General features: G+C 66.8%; 21 protein-coding genes and 2 pseudogenes. 10 read left to right on the forward strand and 13 right to left on the reverse strand.

The annotated features are described in order from the left end of the window. Positions 1–4: 4 nt before the first annotated feature. Positions 5–634 (reverse strand): hypothetical protein, encoded by a 630-nt coding sequence (locus ACFVYF_RS16165; protein WP_389455845.1) that lies wholly within the window; start codon positions 632–634, stop codon positions 5–7. Positions 635–2,282: 1,648 nt separating this feature from the next. Here ACFVYF_RS16165 and ACFVYF_RS16170 point away from each other — a divergent pair. Further along, on the forward strand, positions 2,283–2,534 hold the full coding sequence (locus tag ACFVYF_RS16170) for a hypothetical protein (protein ID WP_389455846.1): 252 nt from the start codon (positions 2,283–2,285) through the stop codon (positions 2,532–2,534). Positions 2,535–2,749: 215 nt separating this feature from the next. Beyond that, positions 2,750–3,043, forward strand: a complete 294-nt coding sequence (locus tag ACFVYF_RS16175; RefSeq protein ID WP_389456237.1) for a transposase family protein — start codon at positions 2,750–2,752, stop codon at positions 3,041–3,043. A gap of 222 nt (positions 3,044–3,265) precedes the next feature. On the opposite strand, the gene ACFVYF_RS16180 is transcribed toward ACFVYF_RS16175, so the two are convergent. Then, entirely contained in the window at positions 3,266–3,796 is a 531-nt protein-coding gene (locus tag ACFVYF_RS16180) for a hypothetical protein (protein ID WP_389455847.1), read from the reverse strand. Positions 3,797–4,047: 251 nt separating this feature from the next. After that, a pseudogene (locus ACFVYF_RS16185) lies at positions 4,048–4,539 on the reverse strand (nucleotidyltransferase domain-containing protein). A gap of 461 nt (positions 4,540–5,000) precedes the next feature. On the opposite strand from ACFVYF_RS16185, the gene ACFVYF_RS16190 reads away from it, so the two are divergent. Then, entirely contained in the window at positions 5,001–5,855 is an 855-nt protein-coding gene (locus ACFVYF_RS16190; RefSeq protein WP_389455848.1) for a sulfite exporter TauE/SafE family protein, read from the forward strand. Positions 5,856–5,986: 131 nt separating this feature from the next. Here ACFVYF_RS16190 and ACFVYF_RS16195 read toward each other — a convergent pair whose 3' ends face one another. Further along, positions 5,987–6,190: a DUF6415 family natural product biosynthesis protein gene (locus ACFVYF_RS16195; protein WP_389456239.1), complete on the reverse strand. Its 204-nt coding sequence runs from the start codon at positions 6,188–6,190 to the stop codon at positions 5,987–5,989. 211 nt (positions 6,191–6,401) lie between these two features. Continuing rightward, a complete protein-coding gene (locus tag ACFVYF_RS16200; protein ID WP_389455849.1) occupies positions 6,402–7,709 on the reverse strand; it encodes an alpha/beta fold hydrolase in 1,308 nt (435 codons plus the stop codon). Between the two features lie 53 nt (positions 7,710–7,762). On the opposite strand from ACFVYF_RS16200, the gene ACFVYF_RS16205 reads away from it, so the two are divergent. Beyond that, the gene (locus ACFVYF_RS16205; RefSeq protein WP_389455850.1) at positions 7,763–8,311 is read left to right on the forward strand and encodes a helix-turn-helix domain-containing protein; all 549 of its coding nucleotides are present in this window, start codon (positions 7,763–7,765) and stop codon (positions 8,309–8,311) included. Between the two features lie 391 nt (positions 8,312–8,702). After that, positions 8,703–9,146, forward strand: coding sequence for a hypothetical protein (locus tag ACFVYF_RS16210; protein WP_389455851.1), 444 nt, complete (start codon positions 8,703–8,705; stop codon positions 9,144–9,146). A gap of 511 nt (positions 9,147–9,657) precedes the next feature. On the opposite strand, the gene ACFVYF_RS16215 is transcribed toward ACFVYF_RS16210, so the two are convergent. Next, positions 9,658–10,056 carry a winged helix-turn-helix transcriptional regulator gene (locus tag ACFVYF_RS16215; RefSeq protein ID WP_389455852.1) on the reverse strand — a complete coding sequence of 133 codons (399 nt, stop codon included), beginning with the start codon at positions 10,054–10,056 and terminating at the stop codon, positions 9,658–9,660. Positions 10,057–10,132: 76 nt separating this feature from the next. Between ACFVYF_RS16215 and ACFVYF_RS16220 the strand changes: the two genes are divergently transcribed. From ACFVYF_RS16220 to ACFVYF_RS16235, 4 genes are all read left to right on the forward strand, one after another. Further along, positions 10,133–11,086 carry a zinc-binding dehydrogenase gene (locus ACFVYF_RS16220; protein ID WP_389455853.1) on the forward strand — a complete coding sequence of 318 codons (954 nt, stop codon included), beginning with the start codon at positions 10,133–10,135 and terminating at the stop codon, positions 11,084–11,086. 140 nt (positions 11,087–11,226) lie between these two features. Then, positions 11,227–11,577: a hypothetical protein gene (locus tag ACFVYF_RS16225; protein WP_389456241.1), complete on the forward strand. Its 351-nt coding sequence runs from the start codon at positions 11,227–11,229 to the stop codon at positions 11,575–11,577. Between the two features lie 79 nt (positions 11,578–11,656). Continuing rightward, positions 11,657–12,637, forward strand: a complete 981-nt coding sequence (locus ACFVYF_RS16230; protein WP_389455854.1) for a transposase family protein — start codon at positions 11,657–11,659, stop codon at positions 12,635–12,637. Positions 12,638–12,774: 137 nt separating this feature from the next. Further along, positions 12,775–13,344, forward strand: coding sequence for a GNAT family N-acetyltransferase (locus ACFVYF_RS16235; RefSeq protein ID WP_389455855.1), 570 nt, complete (start codon positions 12,775–12,777; stop codon positions 13,342–13,344). 549 nt (positions 13,345–13,893) lie between these two features. Here the strand turns inward: ACFVYF_RS16235 and ACFVYF_RS16240 are convergent. Beyond that, the gene (locus tag ACFVYF_RS16240) at positions 13,894–14,799 is read right to left on the reverse strand and encodes a LysR family transcriptional regulator (RefSeq protein ID WP_389455856.1); all 906 of its coding nucleotides are present in this window, start codon (positions 14,797–14,799) and stop codon (positions 13,894–13,896) included. Between the two features lie 103 nt (positions 14,800–14,902). Between ACFVYF_RS16240 and ACFVYF_RS16245 the strand changes: the two genes are divergently transcribed. Then, on the forward strand, positions 14,903–15,736 hold the full coding sequence (locus ACFVYF_RS16245; RefSeq protein WP_389455857.1) for an oxidoreductase: 834 nt from the start codon (positions 14,903–14,905) through the stop codon (positions 15,734–15,736). A 203-nt stretch (positions 15,737–15,939) separates the two neighbouring features. Here the strand turns inward: ACFVYF_RS16245 and ACFVYF_RS16250 are convergent. The 6 genes and pseudogenes from ACFVYF_RS16250 to ACFVYF_RS16275 all read right to left on the reverse strand — a co-directional run. Further along, a pseudogene (locus tag ACFVYF_RS16250) lies at positions 15,940–16,382 on the reverse strand (fibronectin type III-like domain-contianing protein); the annotation flags it as partial. Positions 16,383–16,785: 403 nt separating this feature from the next. Beyond that, positions 16,786–17,730: a magnesium and cobalt transport protein CorA gene (locus ACFVYF_RS16255; RefSeq protein WP_389455858.1), complete on the reverse strand. Its 945-nt coding sequence runs from the start codon at positions 17,728–17,730 to the stop codon at positions 16,786–16,788. A 271-nt stretch (positions 17,731–18,001) separates the two neighbouring features. Further along, positions 18,002–18,547, reverse strand: coding sequence for a phosphatase PAP2 family protein (locus tag ACFVYF_RS16260; protein WP_389455859.1), 546 nt, complete (start codon positions 18,545–18,547; stop codon positions 18,002–18,004). 536 nt (positions 18,548–19,083) lie between these two features. After that, a complete protein-coding gene (locus ACFVYF_RS16265; protein WP_389455860.1) occupies positions 19,084–19,227 on the reverse strand; it encodes a hypothetical protein in 144 nt (47 codons plus the stop codon). A gap of 91 nt (positions 19,228–19,318) precedes the next feature. Beyond that, positions 19,319–19,717 carry a DUF4440 domain-containing protein gene (locus ACFVYF_RS16270; protein ID WP_389455861.1) on the reverse strand — a complete coding sequence of 133 codons (399 nt, stop codon included), beginning with the start codon at positions 19,715–19,717 and terminating at the stop codon, positions 19,319–19,321. 578 nt (positions 19,718–20,295) lie between these two features. Then, positions 20,296–21,666 carry an APC family permease gene (locus ACFVYF_RS16275; protein ID WP_389455862.1) on the reverse strand — a complete coding sequence of 457 codons (1,371 nt, stop codon included), beginning with the start codon at positions 21,664–21,666 and terminating at the stop codon, positions 20,296–20,298. Positions 21,667–22,248 lie beyond the last annotated feature (582 nt).

The following is a 22,248-nucleotide window of genomic DNA, read 5'->3' on the forward strand; positions in this document are numbered from 1 at the left end:
TGGGTCAGATTGTGCGGAGCTGCTCGGTGAATGCGGCGATCTGCTCGTCACCCTTCACCGGAGCGATGGAGCCGCCGGGCGCTGACCACCACAGGGCAAGCTCGACCACCACGTTGACTTGGGAAGCCACGTTGATTCCCCCGACCACGTTGACGAACGCCACGACGTTCACGGTGACCGCGCACGTGCCAACGCCCGTGCCGTCTTCCGATTGCACCTTGCTGATCTTCTCGATCTGGGCCGTACCGGCATCGACAGCGTCCTTGACCCGGAACGGATTGCCGCTGCGGACGTCCGCCGAGAACTTGGCTAAGAATCCCGGTGAAGCCTTTTCGACCGCAGTAGTCAGCTCGGCGATCGCCTTGCGTGCTTCAGGGGTGTTGTTCTTCTTGAGCTGACCGCTGCGATCCCCGATGAAGGCGTCACTCTTCAACAGCTTCTCGCCGACGGTTCCCTGGCCGAAGTACAGGCCGGTGAACAGCGCCTTGCCGTCTGCTCGAGCATCGGGCACGTGCACCGGGGCCGAGGCGTGCACTGTCGAGCCGGCGGGCGCGTCAGCCGCGTGGGCTGCCGTGAAAGCACCGCCGACCAGAAGTGACCCTGCGGCCACCGAGACCAGAATGGCTCTCTTCACGTTGCGTACCTTTCTCCTTGGATCGTCGCCTTGTGATCGGCCCGGCCTTTGCCGTTGACTCCGTCGGTGTCGCACGGTGCTAGATGTCCGACGGCGTCCTCAGCGGGTGGTCAGGCGCGGGCATCCCGGATTCCGCAGTCGCCGCCAGGCCAGGTGCCGTCGCGACCACCGCAGCGGCCGTATCGGCACCGAGAAAGCGGATTCGCGGGTTCTACGAGCAGGCCAAAACGGCGTGCACGTAACACGCGTTGCATCAGCTTCCCCCCACGGAAGACGAGTCAGCGACCTCAGCGGTTACCGAGGCCTCACAAGCTGTCACACGGGCGGCATATGTGCATGAGCAGGAATCAGCCCCACCGTTTTCCGGGGATGAATACGGACATCAATGCGCGAGTCGACCCACGCAATGGGTGGAATTTTTCATTCCGTGAACTACTCTTGGATATTGCACTGACTGAAATTATCCGATCAACGGCAAATTCTCGACGCCTGCACTCATGAGCCGCGCATTTTCAGACAACATCGGACCCACTTCAACGCTAGAATAGTAACCCTTTAGCTTGGATGACCTGCGAGTTTGCCCGAGGGGCGCCTCCTGGCAAAGTTGTCTCAGGGGCGGCAGCAACCCCTTACGGCAGGCCCGCACTTCGGGTATTAGCAACCTCAATCTCACAGGATTTCCACAGCTACATGGTCCGCGAACCGGACTTCCCTGAACTGGGGTTGCCGAGCCATGACGGGCCCGATGGCCTCGACTGTAATTCCCCGGCCTTGGAGATAATTGAGTAAACTTGAAAAAATATGCCCTGGTTGAGAGGTTGTCCTAGGCCAGCTGCCGCTCCTCGGAACCACAGATTCGAGATGCGAATTATCCGCTGAATCGTTTCTGAGCTGTCCGTAAACCTTGGGCGGCGCCTCAGGGGAAACAAAGGCGTCCACGGCGGCAGATGGACCTTTGACGTCTGCCCGCCCCGTGAGCGCCTCAACAGAGCGGCCTTCAGTCGGACCCTGCGCCGGCGTCGGACGTATCGGCGTTCGTCCCGCTCAGGAGCGGCACCACCCCCTGCCCGTTTCCTCCCTCGGGACAGCCCCCTTTGACCTGGCCTCCTCCACTTCGGGCGGCGGCGTCCGACAACCCCGACGATCCGCGCCCGCGTCAGGAAGTGTCCCAACTTCCGGCCCCGGTCTGCCTACGCGGCCGCTACGGCCGCCGGTTCGCCGGCGTTGGTGAAGCAGGGACCTTTCCGGCTGTCTCGGGCGACGATTGCCTGTACCCGTACCTGAGTTCCGAACCGTCACGCGGCCTCGTACAGGTGCTGCGGCTTCCCGAGCGCGCGGACGTCCAGCGCGCCGACGTACGTAAACCGTGTCCGCGAGTCGGGGTCGAATGCGGCGACGGATCGCAGCAGTTGCCTCTGCGCTTCGACGGTGGCGGAGTCTGCGGGCGGCGGCGACGATGGCCTCCAGCAGCCACCGCACGGTATTCGGAGGAGGGATGGCCGTCATGATGCGGAACGTATCGCCGGCCACTGGCAACGTCCCGAAACACGGGAGAGGGTGGCGCAAACGGGACAGCGGCGCGGACGGCCCAACATCCCACTGAAGAACGACCGTTCATGGAGCGCGGCTAGAGGGATAGGTTGCCGACATGTCACTTAGCCCAGATGACGAGATCCACAGTCGCGAGGACTTGGTCGCGTTCGTCAGCGCGCTTCACCAGGAATACCTCCGCGATGGCAGTGAGTGGGAGAACCAGACTCTCGATGCCTTCCTGGAAGGGCTCGTCGGGTGGCTCCACGGCTCGGCGGGCTGGTATCGAAACTTTGGCAAGGAGTTGCCTGCTGCTGGAGACTGGACCTATTTTGCGCGAGCCCTTCAAGCGGCGAGGAACTACGAATGAGCGGCAAATGCTCACCGCAGCCATGACGCACGGCGGGTCGCTACGCGCACTCGCAAAGGCAGCAGCTGTCCCAGGTTGCCCCCAGGTGCCAGGCTGGGATCGCGTGATGCCGAGGTAGCTGACTTCTGATGGTCTTTCCAGATGTCGTGATCCCCTGAGCGCAAGGATCAAGAGGGTTAGAGACGGTGTACAAGGCGTGCCTGTTCCAGAACGGCATGACCGTCAAGAGAGTCTTCGCGCACGAGATCGACGTGGTATCGCAGCTGGCTTGCTCCGGAGATCACGGCGGTGTTGGTACGGACGACGGCGAGGTGATCCGAGTCGGTCTCAGATGTCGGACGGTCCGGGCTGGGTATCCGGGCTGCGGGAGCTGGTCGGGGCGGGTGCACGACTCCTATCTGAGGTTTCCTGCGGGCCTCCCCGTGGTGGGACGGCGGGTAATGCTGCAGCTTCGTGTCCGACGATTCACCTGCGAGGAACGTTTCGTGCGGGCAGCGGACGTTTGTTGAACAGGTGACGCGACTAACGTGCCGACGCAGCCAACGCACTGCGCGAATGCGGTCGGTGGTGGCCGAGGTCGGCGTCGCCCTGGCCGGCCGGTGCTGGCACTCGCTGTCCGCTCAGCTGATCACAAGCACCAAGGGATCGAGCCCAGCTTGGGTCGGCATGAATCGACGGCCCGCGTTACCCAGGCGGTCACGGCGTCGTGATCTGCCGCGATCGCGTGCAGCTCACGGGTCTTCTCCTGGGCTTCGACAATCCAATGCGACAACGCGCCCTCTCCTAGGTACTCGCTCGAAGTGATCGCGGGCCGTGTCCGGGTCCCCGGTGAGGGCGGATACGATCCCCGCGTCGCAGCTGTCCCAGAGGAATCCCCGCCGCACCGGCCTGAACGTCAGGTATCGGGCAACGTTCGGCAGAGCCGGCACCTTCTCCCTGAGCGCGGTCACGTTCGTAGCCGCCTGGCGGTTGAGGTCGAGCGCCAGCGGTGTGAACTGGCCCTCGGTGCGGAAGAGCTCGGGGGCGGTGTGGACTGCGTCCACGTGCAAGGCCAGGTGGACCACGTAGCGCCACAACCGCATTGCACCGACGTACAGACCGCTGCCGCTCGTCCGCGGCAGGGTGAACTCCACAACCCCGAGCCACCACCCGTGATCATCAATCCACAGCCGCGACCGTCCGCGTTGGGCCAGTCCGAGCGGCTTCAGGGGCTCCCGCGCCGCTGAGGTGATGATCCGGAGGAGCGAACTGCGATCTGCCACGTCCGACATTATCGACCGCCCCACCGACACCACCGGCGGTCGTGGTGGCACCAGGCACAGAAGCTGTTCAGCAACATTGAGCGTTACCGCTCCACAGAAGTGGGGCCAGAGCCTGACTACGAACCGCACCTGCCGATGAGTTCTGACAGCGGTTTCTGCTTCGTGAGTCCGGGAATTTCGGTGAGTTTTGACACCGCCTCGGTTTGCTGGGGGACTTTTGGGAATCGGGGGTCTCGATCCGCCAGGGTGGGTCAGAAGTGTGTGGCGATCCCGAAGACGCGGCGGATTTCTGCCATGTCGTGCCGATCCCGTTCCGATGGTTTGTATCCCTGGTGGAAGTACACCTGCTGCTCGGCGGAAAGGCATGGGACAGGCGTCCCCTTGATGGTGCCCGTCACGAAACACGCGGAGGGGTAAGTGAAGGGACGTTGTGGTTCGGGTGACACCTACACTGCTGAGCCGTCATCAGCGAAGACCAGCGGATGAAGGTCAATTTCCCGTTCGTCCGGAGCGGTCACGACGAATCGGATGGGCCTCCAGTTCAGGCTCTCCGCAAAACCCGCCGCGGAGAGGGCCGTCAGCACAGCGGCTTCCTGGTCCTGGCGATGCATCAAGTCCAGGTCGCGATGGTCTCGGCTCTGCTCGCCGATCAGCGCGTCGATCCCCCATCCTCCGCCGATCCAGACATCTGCCTTCGCCTGCCTCAACAGGGCCACGACGAACAACACGTCATCAGCTGTCATCACCCGACGCAGGTTAGAAGCGCCTGACCCGGGCTGCGAACGATTTCCCTCGGATGAGACAAGGACAGGCGAGGAGGGGCCGCCGCGATCGTCAGTGAGTGGCCTGTTCGGTCCTGGCCCGGGTCTGGGCGAGGCGGAAGGAGTCGGTGGAGGTCTTGGTAGCCAGTACGTACTTCACCCGGCAGCCGGCCATCGCGCCCTCAATACCGCTTCCCGATGAGAGCGGCTGTGTCGTCGCTGACCGACAGACGGTGTCACCACTCACGAACACAGCCACCAGACCTGCTTACCTCGATTCCCCTCCTCGCCCCCGTGTCGGTCGAACCGACGAGAGCAGTACGGAGCTCTTGGAGGAACTTGAGATCCAAGACGCTCGGGGTGGGCATGCGGGGGCGGGGCGGACATGCTTGGCCTCGACCGGCCGACGCACAGGGGGCCGCCGTGGAGAGGGTTCGTTCGTCATGACCACCACCGATGCTCTGCCTGGCCGAGCCGTGCGCTCGCTGCCGTTGACGTTCGCCTGCGGGGCTGCGGTGGGGGTGCTGGGCGGCATGATTGGCCTGGGCGGAGCGGAGTTCCGGCTGCCGCTACTCATCGGCGTGTTCGGGTTCGCGGCCCTGTCGGCGGTCATTCTGAACAAGGCGATGAGCCTGATCGTGGTGCTGACCGCGCTGCCTGCCCGGCTGGCCTCGGTGTCCTTCTCCGACCTGGGCGCGCACTGGTCGATCGCGGTAAACCTGCTGGCCGGGAGCCTGCTCGGGGCCTGGGTCGGGGCGTCGTGGGCGGTCCGGATGCGGACCGCCACCCTCTACCGGGTGCTCGCCGTACTGATGGTCCTCATGGCCGCCGCCTTGGTGGCCACCCATACCTTGGAGTTGGGCAGTGCAGGGCTGAGTGGAGCAGCGCGCATCGTGGCTGGAGTGGTGGCCGGCTTCGGGATCGGTGTGGTCGCCGCGATCATGGGCGTGGCCGGGGGTGAGCTGCTGATCCCCACGATCGTGCTGCTGTACGTGGTGGACATCAAGACCGCGGGCAGCCTGTCACTGCTGGTGTCATTGCCGACGATGCTCGTTGCCTTCGCCCGCTACAGCAGGGATGGCAGCTTCACTGTCCTGCGGTCCAGCCTCCGCTTCACCCTCGTCCTGGCGGCCGGCTCCATGGCAGGGGCGCTACTCGGCGGACTGCTTCTCGGTGCGGTCCCCGATGTCGTGCTCATCCCCGCCCTCGCGGTGATCCTGCTCGTCTCGGCGTTCAAGACCGCCCGCCACGCCGCCGCCGCACATACTCCACGACCGGCCGCACCCGGCCCCAGTTGATTTCAGAACGAGGTGGGGATGCGAGTACCCCTCGCATCGCCGCCCGCGCCTGCGAACTCGTCGACCAGGGCACCCCCATTCGAGGCCGCCTGCCGCATCATCATCGGCAGCGATCAAGGTTCACGAACCGATCAGCCCGCCGGGCTGGACGTCTTCGCGGAGCCACGTGGCGAGCGGCCGTCGAGATGGGCGGACAGGGCCATCACCGAGCGCGCCAGATACTGGACGTACTTGATTTCGCTGATGTATCGAGCTCCGGGAGCGAGGTCCAGGCGCCGGCGCGCCTCTCCGATCGCAGCGAAGGCAGCGGTACGCAGGTCAGCCTCTCTGGGCAGGAGCTCGCATCAGGTCTTCGACCCGCGGGATCAGCAGCATCAGGTGTCCGCGTAACTGCGTGATGCGACTCATCAGGTCGGCGCTGTCCCGTCGCAAAGGATCTGGTCTCCGAGACCTGCTCTTGCTTGGATTGACCAGTTCAAGTGAGACGCGGCGGCATTGAAAATCTCGGATGATCTGGTCCGGGGAGAGCAGATACTTGTGTCCGTCTCAGCTGATCTGGTTCGCCTGGGGCGTTTCCACCCGGATGCAGGGTCCGTGCTGAAGCTGGCAGTCCAGCCATGCGGCGATGTCCGCGATGACCGCCGCGTCGACGTGCTGAGGTGCCATGTACCCGGCGGGCGTCGACGGTTCCGTCCCTGGGAAGAAGAGGTGGTCGTCGGCTTCGTGGATCTGGATGGTGACGTTCGGACGCCCGGCCAGTCCCTCTCGCCAGAGGGACAAGTCATTCTCGACGGTGACCTGGTAGTCGCGGCCGCCCTGAAGGATCAGGAGCGGCTTGTCCAGGCGGACGGCGGTGGCAACCGGGTCGTAGAAGCGCAGGTCCAGCCAGTACGAGGCAGGAAGGCCGAAGGGCAGGTCCTCACGGGGCGTACGAGGTGACAAGGCGGTCTCGACGGTCGCGGCCTGACGGGTGATCTCCTCAAGGACCGCCTCGGAGTGCGGGCCAGGGTCGAGGGCGGCGAGGTGGCCCACGACCCGGACGGCCGCCCGGTGCATGGGCTCGGCGTCACCCGCCAGGATCACGACGCCCGCGACGGACGGCTCGGTCTCGGCGACCCGCGGGGCGACCTTGCCCCCCATGCTGTGCCCGACGACGAACACCCGGCCGACATCGACGTGCGTCTCCTCCTGGAGCAGACGCACGGCGGCAACGGCGTAGGGGACATACTCGCGTGTCATTGTGAAGTCGTCCGCGGCAGTCACTTCCGCCGCGTGCGTGAAGGTCACCTTGTCGTGGCGCAACACCGCCACGCCGCGGCTGGCCAGACCCCAGGCGAGGTCCTTGAGGGGCTTGTTGGGTCCGCTGGTCGCGTCCCGGTCGAAGGGACCTCCGCCGCTCAGCAGCACGACCCCGGGCCACGGGCCGTCGCCACGCGGAACGGTGACGGTGCCGGCCACTGAGAGAGCACCGGCTCCGACCTTGACGTCGCGCTCCTCGAAGGCGTCCGGATCCGCATAGGAGGGCGCCGCCCACGGTTCGCCGACAGGGGGCGCGAGGCGCAGCCCGTTCAGCAGGCCAGCGGAGTCGACCGACATGACGGCGGTGAACTGTCCCCGCTCGCAGACCACGGGAACACTGACACGGATCAGGTCCGGCCGCAGGCTCTCGCTCGACGGTTCGCCGAGGTCCGTGACCGGACCGGTTCCCGCGGTCTCGGCGAGCCAGGCCGCCTGGAGGGTCTCGGCGGTCAGCGCAGCACGCAATAGCGGGGCGAACAACGCAGCGATCTCTCTGAAACGGCCATCGCGCGCCCACGCGACCACCATCACGGCGGTCGCTTCCGCAGTCTGCATCCCCTCACCTTTCTTAGATTTGAGAAAGGTAGCATGCATGAGAAAGTGAGGGGATGAACACCTTGGAACTCCTGGCGCATCCTGTCCGCCTCCGCGTGGTCCACGCACTGCGCGGCAGGCGGGTCCTGACCACCGGGCAGCTGTGCGCTCTGATCCCGGACGTGTCCAAGGCGACCGTCTACCGGCACGTCGACCTTCTCGCCGCGGGCGGCATCCTCGACGTCGCCGACGAACGGCGGGTGCGGGGCGCCGTCGAACGCCGATATCGGCTGCGGCAGGAACGCGCGGGCATCGACGCGGAAACCGCGCGTGCGCTCACCCCGCAGCACCACGAGCGGGCATTCGCTGCCGCCATGGCCGCCCTGGTCGCGGAGTTCGGCGCTTACCTGGAGCGCGAAGGCAGCAATCCCGTAGACGACCTCGTCGGCTATCGGCAGCACGCAATCTGGCTCAGCAAGGACGAGCTCGTAGCACTGATCGGCGCGATGCAAGCCGCCATCGCGCCTCTCCTCGCCAACGAAGCGTCGGGCGAACGTACCCGATACCTCCTCAGCCCCATCCTGTTCCCCGCCGAACAGGCCGAACAGCAAGACTCGCTGTAGCCGACACCGCCGATCACCATGAACCAGATCATCTGAGATGACGAGCGAATCAGACCAGATCACTTGGGACGGGGGCCAGGTCGACAGAGACGGGACAGGCGCGCTCAGGGAGTTCGGCTTTGTGGCCTGTCCTGTCTCAAGCGATCGTGGGCAGAGCGGGCCGTTGGCCTGGGGTACCCACGATCGGATGAGACAAGCGCGGGTACCTGTCTCAAATGATCGTGGACATCCTGTGCGAATCAGGGCGGGCTGAGAAGCTGGGCTCATGATGGAGCGGGCCGGTCGTGTGCAAGGTGAGGTCGTCAGCCAGGGGAAGTATGCGCGTGTCGAGCGGGAGAGACGGTTCTTGCTGGCCGGCCCTCCGACTCCTTCGTCGGTCACTGTCACCCGTGTGATCACTGACCGGTATCTCGTGGGGACACGTCTGCGTCTGCGACGGGCCGAGCGCGCGGACGTCGGTGGTTGTGAACTCAAACTCACCCAGAAAATCCCCGCCGATCGGCCGGGTGCCGTGCAAGGGCTGATCACGAATACGTACTTGTCTCCAGCCGAATACGACTTGCTTGCCTCGTTGTCGGCCGCGGTGTTGTCCAAGTCGCGGTTCAGCGTGCCTCCCTTGGGCGTTGATGTCTTCGACGGTCCTCTGCAGGGCTTGGTCCTGGCGGAGGCCGAGTTCACCAGCGATGAAGAGGCACTGGCATTCGTGCCTCCTGCGGAGTGCGTGGCGGAGGTCACGGACGACGCTCGCTTCACCGGCGGGAGACTGGTCGGGGCTTCACGGGAGGACTTGGTGGCGTGGCTGGCCGAGTACGGAATCCAACCAGAGGTGCGCTGACGCGATACGGCGAAGGTACGGACCGAGTCCGGATCCTCTTGCGACACGCCGGATCTGAATTGGACGAGGAGGAGGCGGTCGACCTCCCCAGGTGTCCCGCCGCCTCCCCGGCCAGCCTCCGTCCTTTACCCGCCGAAGACCGGGCCATGCCCACCCCACTCATCAAGATCACACACGGCGGAGCGCACGGCCCCGGGGCTTGAGCAGCAGGCAATCAAGATCCCCGACAGCGTCAGGCACTAGAGCTGGAGATATCAGCTCGGCGAGCACACGTCCCAGCCAGATCGCCTCCGCCGCCAGCTCGCCCCGGCCGCCGTAGCTCTCGTGGACCAGGCTTCAAGGACGAGGTCGTCATCCACGGCGCCCTGCCGGCAACTCGATGTCGAGGTCGTCCGCCGCACCGACGAAACCATCCATCAACGTCACCCGCAGCTGCTTCGGACGCCCATCCGCCAAGGCTTCCTCGCCCAACCCGGATGAGGCCGCTACCAGAAACGGGCTTAACGTCCTCTCAGTCGGTGTCGGTTCTCTGCTCCGCCGCGGTGTCGTAGGCGGCGCGGGCCTCGGTGATGGCGGACCGATGCCGCTCGGCCCAGCCCACCAGACCGGTCAGCGACGCGTGGAGCTCCTGGGCTATGGGCGTGAGGCCGTACTCGACCTTGGGTGGCACGGTCGGATACACAGTGCGAACGAGTAGTCCGTCCCGCTCCAGCCTGCGCAGGTTGAGGGTGAGCATGCGTCGGCTGATGCCATTGATGGCGCGTTCGAGTTCGGTGAAGCGGACCGGGCCGTGGGCGGCGGCGATGAGGATCCCGATGCTCCACTTGCCCGCCACGCGGTCGAGCACCTCGGTGACCGGGCAGGCTTCGTCCCTCAGTGCTTCGGTAACACGGGTGTGACTGCGTGACATGAAGGTGCCTCCTTCCGATGAGCGGCAAGGTTATCGATGATGGCTGCTGTAACAAGTCGTAACCCAAGGGGGAGATATGCCTGTTCGCGCTCTCGTCGTCGATCCGTCCGCATCCGCCGCCGTCCGCCTCGCCGAGGTGCCCGATCCCGTGCCCGGCCATGGGCAGGTTCTGGTGGACGTCTCCCACGCCTCGTTGAACTATGGCGACCTCAATGATGCCCGCTCCGGTCGGGTCCCTGTGGGGGCGGTGCTCGGTGCGGACGCCGCGGGAGTGGTCATTCAGGCCGCAGCGGACGGAACCGGCCCGGCGGTGGGCACCCAGGTGGTGGCCCTCACCGCGGGGGCGTTCGCCGAGCGCGCCGCAATCGACGTGGGTGCGCTTGCCGAGGTGCCGAAGGGACTGCGCCTGGCGCAGGCGGTGGCGCTGCCGGTCGCCGGAGTAGCGGCGCTGCGCTCGCTGCGGGCGGCCGGGCTCGGACCGGACAAGAGGGTGTTGGTCACCGGGGCCTCCGGCGGGGTCGGCCGGTTCGCCGTCCAGCTGGCGGCGCGGGCCGGTGCCCACGTGATCGCGTCCGTGGGCTCGACCGCCCGGGGCGAGGGGCTGGCCGAGTTCGGCGCCGACGAGGTGCTGATCGGGCTGGCAGGACTCCGGCGACCGGTCGACGTGGTCATCGACAGCATCGGCGGCCCTCAGCTGGTCGCGGCATGGAACCTGCTCGCTCCCGGAGGCAGCGTGCAGAGCGTCGGCTGGACATCCGGGGAGCCGGCGGTCTTTCCGCCGTATGCGACCGTCGGGCCTGCCAAGTCGCTGACCTCCTTCGTCATCGAAGGCGATGTCGGCGCGGACCTGGCCATTCTCACCGAGCTGGCTGCAGAGGGAGCCCTCATCGTCGAGATCGGCTGGCAAGGGTCGTGGGAGCGCTTCGACGAGGCAGCCGAGGCGCTTCGCGGACGTCGGATCCCCGGAAAAGCGATCCTGGAGCTGGGATCCGGTGAACTGCACACCCCGGTACCTTCTCCTCAGGACTAACGAGGCTGTGAGCGAAGTTCCCGGCTCACGCGGGGTCGTCGCCGACGTGGGTAGGGCCTGGAGTCTCAGGTGATGTCGCCACCCAGATGGCAGCTTCATGCAACGGGAACCGGCACGGGCAGCTGATCGTCATGCAGAGCATGCCTTCTGCTCACATTCTTGGTTTCGACCCGCACGCAGTGCCTGGTATGGACGGGGACGCCATGCGCGCAGTCCTGGACGAGGAACTGGCCCGTTTTGGCGAACATGCCGTCGATGCTTCCATGACGCTGATTGCGCCGGACGAATCAGCCGAGTCCATGGTGGTCGCGGCGCTGTCCGAACGAGACTGGGACGTCGTCGTCATCGGGGGTGGGATACGCAAGCCTGAACCTCTGCTGACGTTCTTCGAGCAGGTCGTGAACCTGGTCCGGCAGCATGCACCGGGGGCCGCTATCGCGTTCAACACCAGCATCGACGACAGCGTCGAGGCAGCCATGCGGTGGCTATGATCCCCAGCCCGGCAAAGATCAACTGAGATGGGGTAGAAGTCGGGCGCGACGTGGAGGCGGCCGCACGGGTTCCTCGTGTGTGACGACGAAGGAATGGGCCCGTGCGGCCTTGTCCCATCCAACCTTCACGGGTATTTCTCATGCGCATCTCGGCGGTTTGATCGAGGAGTTGGCCGCTCCATGGACTGCACGCCGTCAGTCCGCGCTGCAGGAGCGGCGAGGCGGAAAGCGCAGGCAGCAGCCGGGCGCCGGGCCGAAGCGCGATCTGGTGTTCACCGACCGGGTGCTGGTCACCATGGTCCACCTGCGTCACCAGCTCCCGCACGCCGCTCTTGCGGAGCTCTACGGCCTGGAGCGGTCCACCATCACCCGGGCGATCGCGGAGATCCGCCCGCTGCTCGCCGAGCGGGGCTTCGCCGTCCCCGACCGGCCAGGGGTGCGGCTGCGCACGCTGACAGACGTGTTCGCCTACGCCGCCGCCGAGAACGTCACCTTGCGGATCGACGGCACCGAGACCCAGGTCCGCCGCCCGAAGGCCCACCGGCCTGGCCGGTGCGCGTTCGTCTCCGGCAACAGGAAGCAGAACACCATGAAGACCACCACCGTCAGCGACTCCCAGGGCCGCACCCTGTGGTCCGGGGCCGACCCGCCCGGCCGCATGCATGACCAGACCGCGATGCGCACCGAGGGCATCGCCGAGCAGCTCCGCCTGCACTCGCAGGTGAAGGCGGAGGTCGACGAGGGCTACCGAGGGCTGGCCAACGAGTTCCCCGACCAGGTCAGCGCCCCGCCGAAGGAACCGAAGGAGGGCGCCCCACTCGGCGAGCAGTACGCCTGCCGCGAGATGCGACGCCGCCAGTCATCAGCGCGGATCTGCGTCGAGCACGCCAACGCCGAGCACAAGCAATGGCGCCCACTGCAACGCTTCCTCGGACGGCGCGAGCACTACCCAGCGACCCACCGTGCCATCGCCGCCCTGGTCTCCGACCGCGCTGCCCAGCGCGCCACCCGACGCAAGCCGAGCACCGAACTCGTACCCGTCAGCATGACGGCCTGCTGAACCGCCCATCAGCCGAACGCTCAGGCCAGCACGCCCCGAACGCATTCGCTCACAACCTCGTAAGTAGGTGTTTTTGATCCTGCGCCGAGAGGAAAGCCTGACGAGGGCACCGCTGAGGATCAGCGATCTTGTGCCAGTTGAAGACTGCCAGCAGGATGGGCCTGGCAGAGTTCAGCGGAGGGCGGGCAATTATGGCTGTTCATTGGGTGAAACTCGAACTTGACGTTACCGGTTTCGATCAGGACCGCTTCGAGCGGTATGTGACGAAGTGCCAGTCTCAGGGCTTACGCTTCACGACTCTCGCAGATCTGGGAGACACGCCGGAGCATCGTAGGGCGCTGTATGAGCTCAACAAGGAGTGCTCTGCCGATATACCGGAAAGAGGAGATTTCTACTCCTCTGATGAGTATGCCAAGCGGCGCTTTGAGGTGGCGTCCTACGACCCGCGGGGCGTCGTGATCGCCTTGGACGGCGAGGCCTGGGTCGGTATGGCGGCGACGTCGAGGCATGAGGATTTCATGTTCAACGAGATGACTGGTGTGAGAGCCGGGTATCGAGGTCAGGGCATTTCGATTGCCATGAAGACGTTCGGGATGGCTTTCGTAGAGGAGTGCGGAGCGAGCAGGGTCCGTACCTTTCATCATCCGGCCAACTCGAGCGCGATTGCCATGAATCGGAAGATGGGCTTCGTCGACGCGGTTGACTGAGCGATGTTCCCTCCGCTTCGTCACCCCGGCTCGTGTCCGCCGGGAGTTTCGGAACCTCCGCCCGCACCTGCACTGTCCGGCTCGTGCACCGAAACCTTCAACACCCGGTCCAGGAAGGCCACTGTGCGAGCCGAATGCCGGCCGCGGTCTGCATGGTTGTTGCGTCGTCGAACACGCCGAACCTCGTCGTCGCAGATTGGTTCCGCGACCGTAGACCCACTCGGGCCGACCAACCCGAACTGTACTTTCGGGCGAACTGACAGTTCGGGTTCGGCGATCATGCGAGCTGTGAGCGTTCGAGGAGTCCGGCGACCTGTTGGCGGAAGACACGGCGAATCCGGCCCTGCTAGGGCGCTGGCCGAAGCGGTGGCGCGGGGACCGCGGGTGTGGACGCCGAATGGGCGTTGGGAACACGAAGGCCTGCGCATCGCCAACCTGCCAACTTGCCAACTACGGAAGCGGACTTGCTGTACGCGCTCTTGCGTGAGCTGTCCGGACTGTTCGTAGCGCCACCGAACCTTCCCGACCCGTCAGGGGCAGCGCCCCGGCTCAGTCCGTTGTCTTGGTCGCCAGCTCACACGCGCGCACGTACTCCTCCACCAGCGGGCGACGGTCGTCGGCGCGCCAGGCCAGGGCGAAGCGGCTGGGCGAGATGCCCGTCACCGCTCGGGTGACGACTCCGCCGAGGGTGATCAGCGGGGTGTTCCCGGCTGCCAGGAGGACCACGCCGAGACCCGCGACGAGCGCCTCGTACGTCTCCTCGGTGCTTGCCACTTCCGCGCCGATAAGTGCCGGCTTCCCCGCGCGTGCGTCGGTGGCGAGCCAGTAGTCCCGCAGCGGCCCGGCGCTGTCAGGCAGCGCAAGGAAAGGCTCGTCCAGCAGGTCGGTGAAGTCGATGATCTCCCTGTCGGCGAGCGGGTGGCTATCGGCCATGGCCACGAGGCGGGGTTCCTCGGCGACCACCACCCACCGGTAGCGGTCTGAATCGGGCAGCGGTAACCATACGAACGCTGTGTCGGACGTTCTGTCGGCGAGTCCGGCGGTCGGGTCGTGCCAGGAGACCTGGCGAAGTCTGATGCGGGCACCGGGGCGCGCGGCGGTGAAGCGGGAGCGGATCGCCGGCAGCACACCGCCGCGTCCCGGGCTGGTACTCATCCCCACGACGAGGACGGCCGCCTGGTCGGCCACGACCCGGGCGACTGTCGCCTGGGCTGCCTCCCACTCGGCGAGAATGCGCTGCGCATGCGGCAGCAGCGCTGTACCGACTGCGGTCAGGCGCACGTGGCGCCGGTCGCGCTCGAACAACGCGGCCCCCACTTGTCTCTCCAGCATTCTGATCTGCTTGCTCAGCGCGGGCTGAGAGACGTACAGCCGCTCGGCAGCTCGCGTGAAGTGCAGTTCCTCGGCCACTGCGGCGAAGTACCGCAGGTCCCGTCCGTGAACGTCCACAACCATCGGTTATCACAGCAGATCTTGGACGGGCAACCGGTGTGTCCCGCACGGTAGTTCACACACGGACCGCGAAGAGCAGCGGATCACCCGTCGCGAGGAGAAGAACGTGAACAAGGTATGGCTGGTCACCGGGGCGAGCAGCGGGTTCGGCCGCGCGATCACCGAGGCGGCGGTGGCTGCGGGCGACATCGTGGTCGCAGCCGCCCGCCGCACCACGCTGCTCGACGACCTGGTCGTCGCGCACCCGGACCAGGTCGAGGCGCTACCGCTGGACGTCACAGACATCGCCGGCGTCCAAGCCGCGGTCGACGGCGTGGCAGCCCGGCACGGCCGGATCGACGTCCTGGTCAACAACGCCGGACGAGGCATGGTGGGGGCAGTCGAGGGGACCACCGACGCGGAGCTGCGGGACCTGATGGACCTGCACTTCTTCGGCCCGGCCGCGCTCACCCGGGCCGCGCTGCCGCACATGCGCCGCCGGGGCTCGGGCGCCATCGTGCAACTGACCAGCATGGGTGGGCGGTTCGCCTTCGCCGGAGTCGGCGCCTACTGCGCCACCAAGTTCGCCCTGGAGGGGCTCTCCGAGGCCTTGGCCGCAGAGGTCGTCCCGCACGGTATTCGGGTGCTGATCGTCGAACCCGGCGCGTTCCGTACTGGCTTCGCCGGCGCCGCAGCACTGCAGCTCGCTCCGACCATGGAGGCCTACCAGGACACCGTGGGCCCCGTCCGTTCTGGGCTGCCGGGCGGAAGCGGCGAGGAACCCGGGGACCCCGCCAAGGCCGCGGCCGCCATCCTCACCGCTCTCGACGCCGACGAACCGCCGCTGCGTCTGCCGCTCGGCAACGACGCCGCAGACGCGATGACCGACCACCTCGACCGCGCCCGCACCGAACTCCGCTCCTGGGAAAAGCTGACCCGCTCCACCGACTTCGAGGACTGACACCTCCATCGGCGTGAACGGCCACGTCTTCACGTATCCGAAGCGCTGGCGGCAGCCGTCCGTACCCGGGCTGCCGGCCGGGACGGCGTCACCAGCGTCGGCTGCCACGGCAGCCCTCCCAGCGGCTCGTGGCACGGGGCCCGACGCCCGGTCCCACGAGCACCACCGGTGATCGGCTTCGTCATCGCCACTGCCCCTGGCCAACGGATCGTGAAGCCGCCGGACAGCAGGCCCCGGTCGCGGGACGAGGAACCGACCAAGAGGTCGAACGAACCGGGTTCCACGACCCGGCGGCCGTCCGTGATGACGAGGGTGCAGTCGGCGACGGGCAGGGCGAGTTCCACGTCGATGCTCTCGCCCGGGGGTAGCTCGACCTCGCGGTGGGCCTTGAGTTCCTTGTCGGCCCAGGCCGCGGAGGTGACCAGGTCGCGGAGGTAGACCTGGACGGTTTCGCGGGCGGGGCGACGGCCGGTGCTGGCGAGGGTGACGGTTGCGCGCACCTGGTCTGCAGAGCCGAGTTCCGGGGTGTGGATCCGCAGGTCCGTGTAGAAGATGTCGGTGTGCGAGAGCCCCTCACCGAAGGCGGACCGGGGGCCTGGGTGAGATCCGCATAGCGGTCTCCGTGCTGACCACGGATCTGGTTGTAGTCGAGCTGATCACGACGACGATCACGGTCTTGCCGGTTGCCGCGAGGTGCTCGAGGAGATCCGACCTGACCGCCGATCAGGTTCAAGGTGGCCGTCGAGGGGCGCAGCTCGGCGGCCCGCGCCGGCCTGATCCCGCGCGCCAGGTTCACAGGCAGTGGCTCTGAACAGTCCACCGACGGGGCCCTGCACGAGGCTGTCAAGCAGCTGCGCGCAGCCTGGACGAACTCCACCGGCGGCTACCCGATTCCGTGACCGACGATCCTGAGGCACTGGCGACGGCACGGCGCGCTGCCGGCCCAGGCCCGCCGTCTGGCCGATCAGCTCGTCCCGGGCTGACCGCTTTGAGGGCGGCGCCGACAGTGGTGTTACCTCATGGCCGTCGGCCTAGGCGGTGCCCGGCGTTCACAGCCAACCCTTACGCCGGAAGGTCCGGTGCAGCAGGGCGCAGGCACCTGCCATCACCGCGACGGCGAGCGGGTATCCGTACGTCCAGCTCAGTTCCGGCATGTGAGCGAAGTTCATGCCGTAGATCCCGGCGACGAGGGTCGGGGTGGCCAGGATCGCAGCCCAGGCGGAGATGCGGCGCATGTCGTCGTTCTGCCACGTTCCCACCCGTGCGAGGTGGGCGTCGAGGGCAGAGTTGAGCAACTCGTCCAGCGACCGCACCTCGGTGTCGGTGCGGTGCAGATGGTCGGCGACATCGCGGAAGTACGGCAGCATCTCCTCGGGCCACCCGGCGTGGGGGCCGGTGAAGTCCTGCACCACCGGGACCAAGGGCTGGACGGCGTCGCGGAATTCCAGGACCTCCCGTTTGAGGGAGTAGATCGGCTCGGTGAAGTCTTCGCGTTCCGTGGAGAATACGCCCCGCTCCAGCGCGGTCAGGTCGGTACGGACCTGGACGGCGGCCTCGGTGTAGGAGTCGACGACCGTGTCCAGGACGGCGTGCAGCACGGCGACGGGCCCGAACCGCAGCATCTGCGGATCCTCACCGAGCCGCCGGGCAGCCTCGCCGGTGGGATCGGCCGGGCCATGACGGACGGTCAGGGCGAAACGCGGACCGGTGAAGACCATCACCTCGCCGGTCTCCACCTCGCAGCCGTCCTTGACGTACCACAGTGTCTTCAACGCCACCGCGAGCACGTCCCCGTACCGCTCCCGCTTGGGCCGCTGGTGCGCCTCGCCGGCGTCCTCGACCGCCAGCGGATGCAGACCCAGAGGGTCCGCCAGTTCTTCAAGATCACGTGGGCCCGGGTCGTCCAGATGGACCCAGCAGAACTCGCGTTCCCCCACCCGCTTCAGGCTGTCCAGCACCGCCGTACGGCCACCATCGACCTGTCGGAAGTCCACCTGCTCGGGCTCGCCCGCTGACTCACGGTAGATGACGCACCTCATACTTCCCGCCTGCACCGCCGCGGCGATTACATGCCTGCCGTCCACCGACAGCCAGCCGCTGGCACGCCGCCCGCACCTGACGGCCACACTTCCTCCACGCCGCCCGGCTTTCCGTCTGGCCGGGCGGGGCTACCCGGACGGTTCGGCTGCCCGGCACGAAAGCGCCCCGGGTACCCGGAAGCGCACACACCACCCAGGGACCCGCGCTTTCGGTCGCTTGTGGCTGTCACAGCAGCAAGCGCCGGGCCAGGCGGGGAGCACGATGAACCACGGCGGCTGCGGCCAGACCGACCGCGGCGCCCACGGCGACGTCGGAGGGGTAGTGGGCGCCTGTGTGTACGCGTTCGGCCGCCACCACGGCGGCCGGCACCGCACACGCCGCGCCCGCCAACGGCCACACCGCTGCCACCGCGGCACTGAACGCCACCCCCGCGGCGGTGTGCCCAGAAGGGAAGGAGGAAGAGTCCGGGCGGTCATGGACTTCCTCGTGCGAGATCCATTCCTTCGGCGGCCGACGCCGCTGCCACACCTGTTTGAGCACACAGTTCGAGGACAGTTCCGCCACGGCCATGCTCGCCAGGCCGGCGGCTGCGGCCCTGCGCCCCCGCCACCCGGCGGCGGACAGGGCCGCAGCGCAGCCCCACCACAACTTGGTGTGCTCGGCCATCTCTTCCACCGCCGGCAGCACCCGGCGTACGCAGGTCGACGGCCACGACGCCACCCACCGCGTCAGCCGGTAGTCACCCTCACGAAGATCCGCCAGCACTCTCATGACCTGCGACTTCCCGGCCTGAGCAGCACCTAACTCGATGACCTCGGCATTTACCTGATTCGAGGCGGCGCCGCGCGTCCACCCACGAGAGCGGCGGATTCCCCGGTGGCGTCAACCAGGTCACCGACGGCAGCAAGTGCGCCCAGCTGTGCACGGACTGGGCGTTCCACGGCGTCGGTGACGGGTCGACGCGTTCGGTCTGTTCGCCGACACCGCACCGCGACGAACGGCCCCGACGGCCCCGAACGCTGCGGACGGGCGGCGATCGACTCCGCGCAGAACCAGGGCGCGTTCAGCAAGCTCCACCCCAGCGTGTGGCGGCTGCTGGACGATGACGGGTTCTTCGTCGACACCCGCGGCTTCAACCGCTGCTCAGGGACGGCGACGACTGCATCTGGCGTAAAGTCAGCGCCACCCAGCCCTCAGACAGGGCACGCCGCCCCTCCCCCACTACGACATCGACAAGACCGTCAAACGCCCCGAGAACCTCAAGGCCATCGGTAAACCGGGCAGGTCCTGGTAGATAGACAACAAGCTCAGGATCCGACCTGCGTCCGCAGGCCCTCGGCGAATGCGCGGGCTGCGGCCAGGTCGTCGGCGTTGGGCCGCCCCTTGCGGATCCCCCCGACCAGCTTGAGCGGGGTCCACGTGTCATACGCCCGGCAGGAGAAATTTCCCACGACCTCGAAGCCCCTCCCCTCAAGGGCCTGGACCCCCCTCCTGTGCGATCAAGTTCGGGATGCTGTTCGAGGCCGGAAGAAAAGAACAAGCTCAGGGCTGGTCGTACCAGGCAAACGCTGCGATCCGCCAGCCCTCGGAGGTGCGGACGAACTGGATGGTCTTGGTCCCGCCTCCCTCGAACGGCTCACCATCCAAGACCCCGGACTTGCGGTACTCGCCGAACCGCGACGCGATATCGCCCGCGATCTCTGTCCGTTCAGAGGTCTCCCACTCGGAGAACTCGACCAGCCGACCGTCGGTCAGCAGCCGCCGGCGAGGCTCGATGAACTCGTCCACGGTGTACACCGTGAACTCCGGGCCGGCCTTGACGATCACACCACCCGGAAGAACCAGCCGGCGGATCCGGGCCACGTCGGCAGCCTTGCCACCCCGGTTGTCAAAGGCACCGAAGAACTCGGCGGTCACGACATCTATCTCGACCTTGGACATGGCGCGACAGTAACAGCGAGGGGCCGCCGTGCGGATCTCGAATTTTGGCTCTGTCTGGAGTTCCGTGAACCTCGTGGCCGGGTGCGGATCCGGATGCGGAGGAGCCGGAAGGATACCCATCTGGATTTTGTGACATAGCCGTTCACCGGCCCGGCTGCCGAGCTCGACGGCGGCGGCACGCACGCACGCAGTCACTGCTTCAGCCCGAGACTGGAACATCGATACCGGAAACAGCACATCTACGAGCGCCCCCCATGACCAAGACCTGATGCTCTGCTCTGGACGAGTCGGCATTGCGCTCATCCGCTTCACCGCACCGTGCCGTCGAGTTCGCGATGCCTCATCACACCGGGAGGCAGGTCCGCCACCCGAGATGGCCGACGAAAGAACAGCTGTTGCCACAGAATTGCTCTGTCGTTCGTAGCGGCGAAAACATGGGCGGCGAAAAGGTGGGCGGCGAAACGCCGGTCTCCCATACCGGTCCTTCACTTATGTCACATGAACACTGCGGGCGTCACCTTTCCCGTTCGGCCCGCCTTACGCATCGCCTCTCTCCCAGCGGCTGCCGCCTTATCGTCCTATTGCGCTCGACCGGTGTCCGCCCCCCGCCCTTCCCCGCTGCCCCCAGTGGCGCGGGTCCGCCGAGCGGCGACGAGGGCCGCAATGCCGGTACCGACGGCCAGGACCACCAGCCCACGCAGCCACACCTGCGCCTCGATCTGTGTGGCGAGCAGGACACACGACAGGGCGCCCAGCACGGGGAGGGCAGTTGGAGCCCGGAAGTGGTCGATATCGCTGGATTCCCTGCGCAGGACGAGCACAGCCACGTTGACCATGAAGAACACTACGAGCAGCAGCAGGACCAGGGTGGACGCCAAGGTGGCGACGCTCCCGGTGAGAGTCAGGAGCATCGACAGAACGGTGGTGGCCGCGATCGCCACCCAAGGGGTTCGGCGGCCGGGCAGCACCCTGGTCAGGGCACCGGGCAGCAGTCCGTCCCGGGCCATACCGTAGGCCAGGCGAGAGGACATGATGCCGGTGAGCAGCGCACCGTTCGCGACGGCGACGAGCGCGATGGCACTGAACAGCCGGGCCGGTACGCCGCCGGCCGCCTGCACCACCTCCAGCAGTGGACCGCTCGACTCAGCGAGCCGATGGGTCGGTACGGCTGCGGACGCGGCGAGGCCCACGAGTACGTAGACGGTGCCTGCGGTGGCCAGCGCGCCGAACAAGGCGCAGGGGTAAGACTTCCGGGGGTTACGGGCCTCCTCCGCTACGTTCACGGACGTCTCGAACCCGACGAAGGAGTAGTACGCCAGCACCGACCCGCTCAGCACGGCTGTCGCCGCACCCTTGTCAGGAGTGCCGAGCTGAGTGAGCCGGCCGACATCGCCGTCACCGCGCAGCAGCAGCCACGCCCCCAGTACGATGACGACGGCCAGTCCGCCCACCTCGACAATCGTGGCGACGACATTGGCGCGTGTCGACTCCTCGATACCCCTCGCGTTGAGCAGCGCAAGCAGAAAGAGGAACAGTACGGCGACGAGCCCAACGGGCAGCGTCACGAAGGCCGACAAATAGTCGCCTCCGAATGCACGGGCGAGTGCGGCCACCGAGACGATACCGGCGGCGAGCATGCAGAAGCCCGCCAGAAATCCTGCAAACGGTCCGAATGCGCGTGTGGCGTAGTGGGAGGCTCCGCCGGCCCTCGGGTACTTGGTCGCCAGTTCCGCGTAGGAGGCGGCGGTGAGCAACGCCAGGAGCAGCGCGACGAGCAGCGGAACCCATACCGCCCCACCGGAGTCGGCGGCCACTTGGCCCACCAGAACGTACACTCCAGCGCCTAGCACGTCGCCCAGGATGAAGAAATACAGGAGCGGTGTGGTCAGGACGCGCTTGAGTCCCGGGGCGCCCGCCTCCACTGGCGTTGGTTCAATGACTCTCGACATAGCGCATCAAGTCCCCCGCTGGACGAAAACCACGCTCACCTGGAGCTGGGATGAGCGAGCCGACACTCGGGCCGACTCATGATGAGTTTGCCGCCGGCGATCGGAACCCGCGCGGCGTGGCCCGATGGCCAACGGGCGCATTCCGGACCGAGCGGCACACCCAGGTCGCGCCTACGACAGAAGAACAGCCACGCCCAGCCCGACGGCCCTTTGGCAGCACCCCGAAAACGACCGCGAAGTCGCCCGAGGACAGCGGCACGCGCACGCCCGCGTGGGCCAAGACCGACCGTAGGAGGCTCATCGCCACGGCCTGGCCCACGTGCATGGTCCACTTCGCCGCCACGGTCGTAGCCGCTGCTTGGTCCGACCCGGGACGTATGAATTCGGGTCGGCGGGCGAATTGGTTCCCGGTCTTCTCGCAGAGCGTCAGCGCGCCGCACCCACCGCTCCCGCGATCAGTCCCTGCATGGAGCCTGCTTCATTGTGCCGATCCGGGTACTCGACACCTGGCAGGCATTACTTCCGTCCGCGTTCCCCTTCTGCGGCGTCGGGCGGCGCATAGCGAACCTGGAGAGAACCCAT

The sequence above is a fragment of the Streptomyces sp. NPDC058274 genome, from assembly GCF_042881375.1.
In the GTDB taxonomy this organism is placed as follows: domain Bacteria; phylum Actinomycetota; class Actinomycetes; order Streptomycetales; family Streptomycetaceae; genus Streptomyces.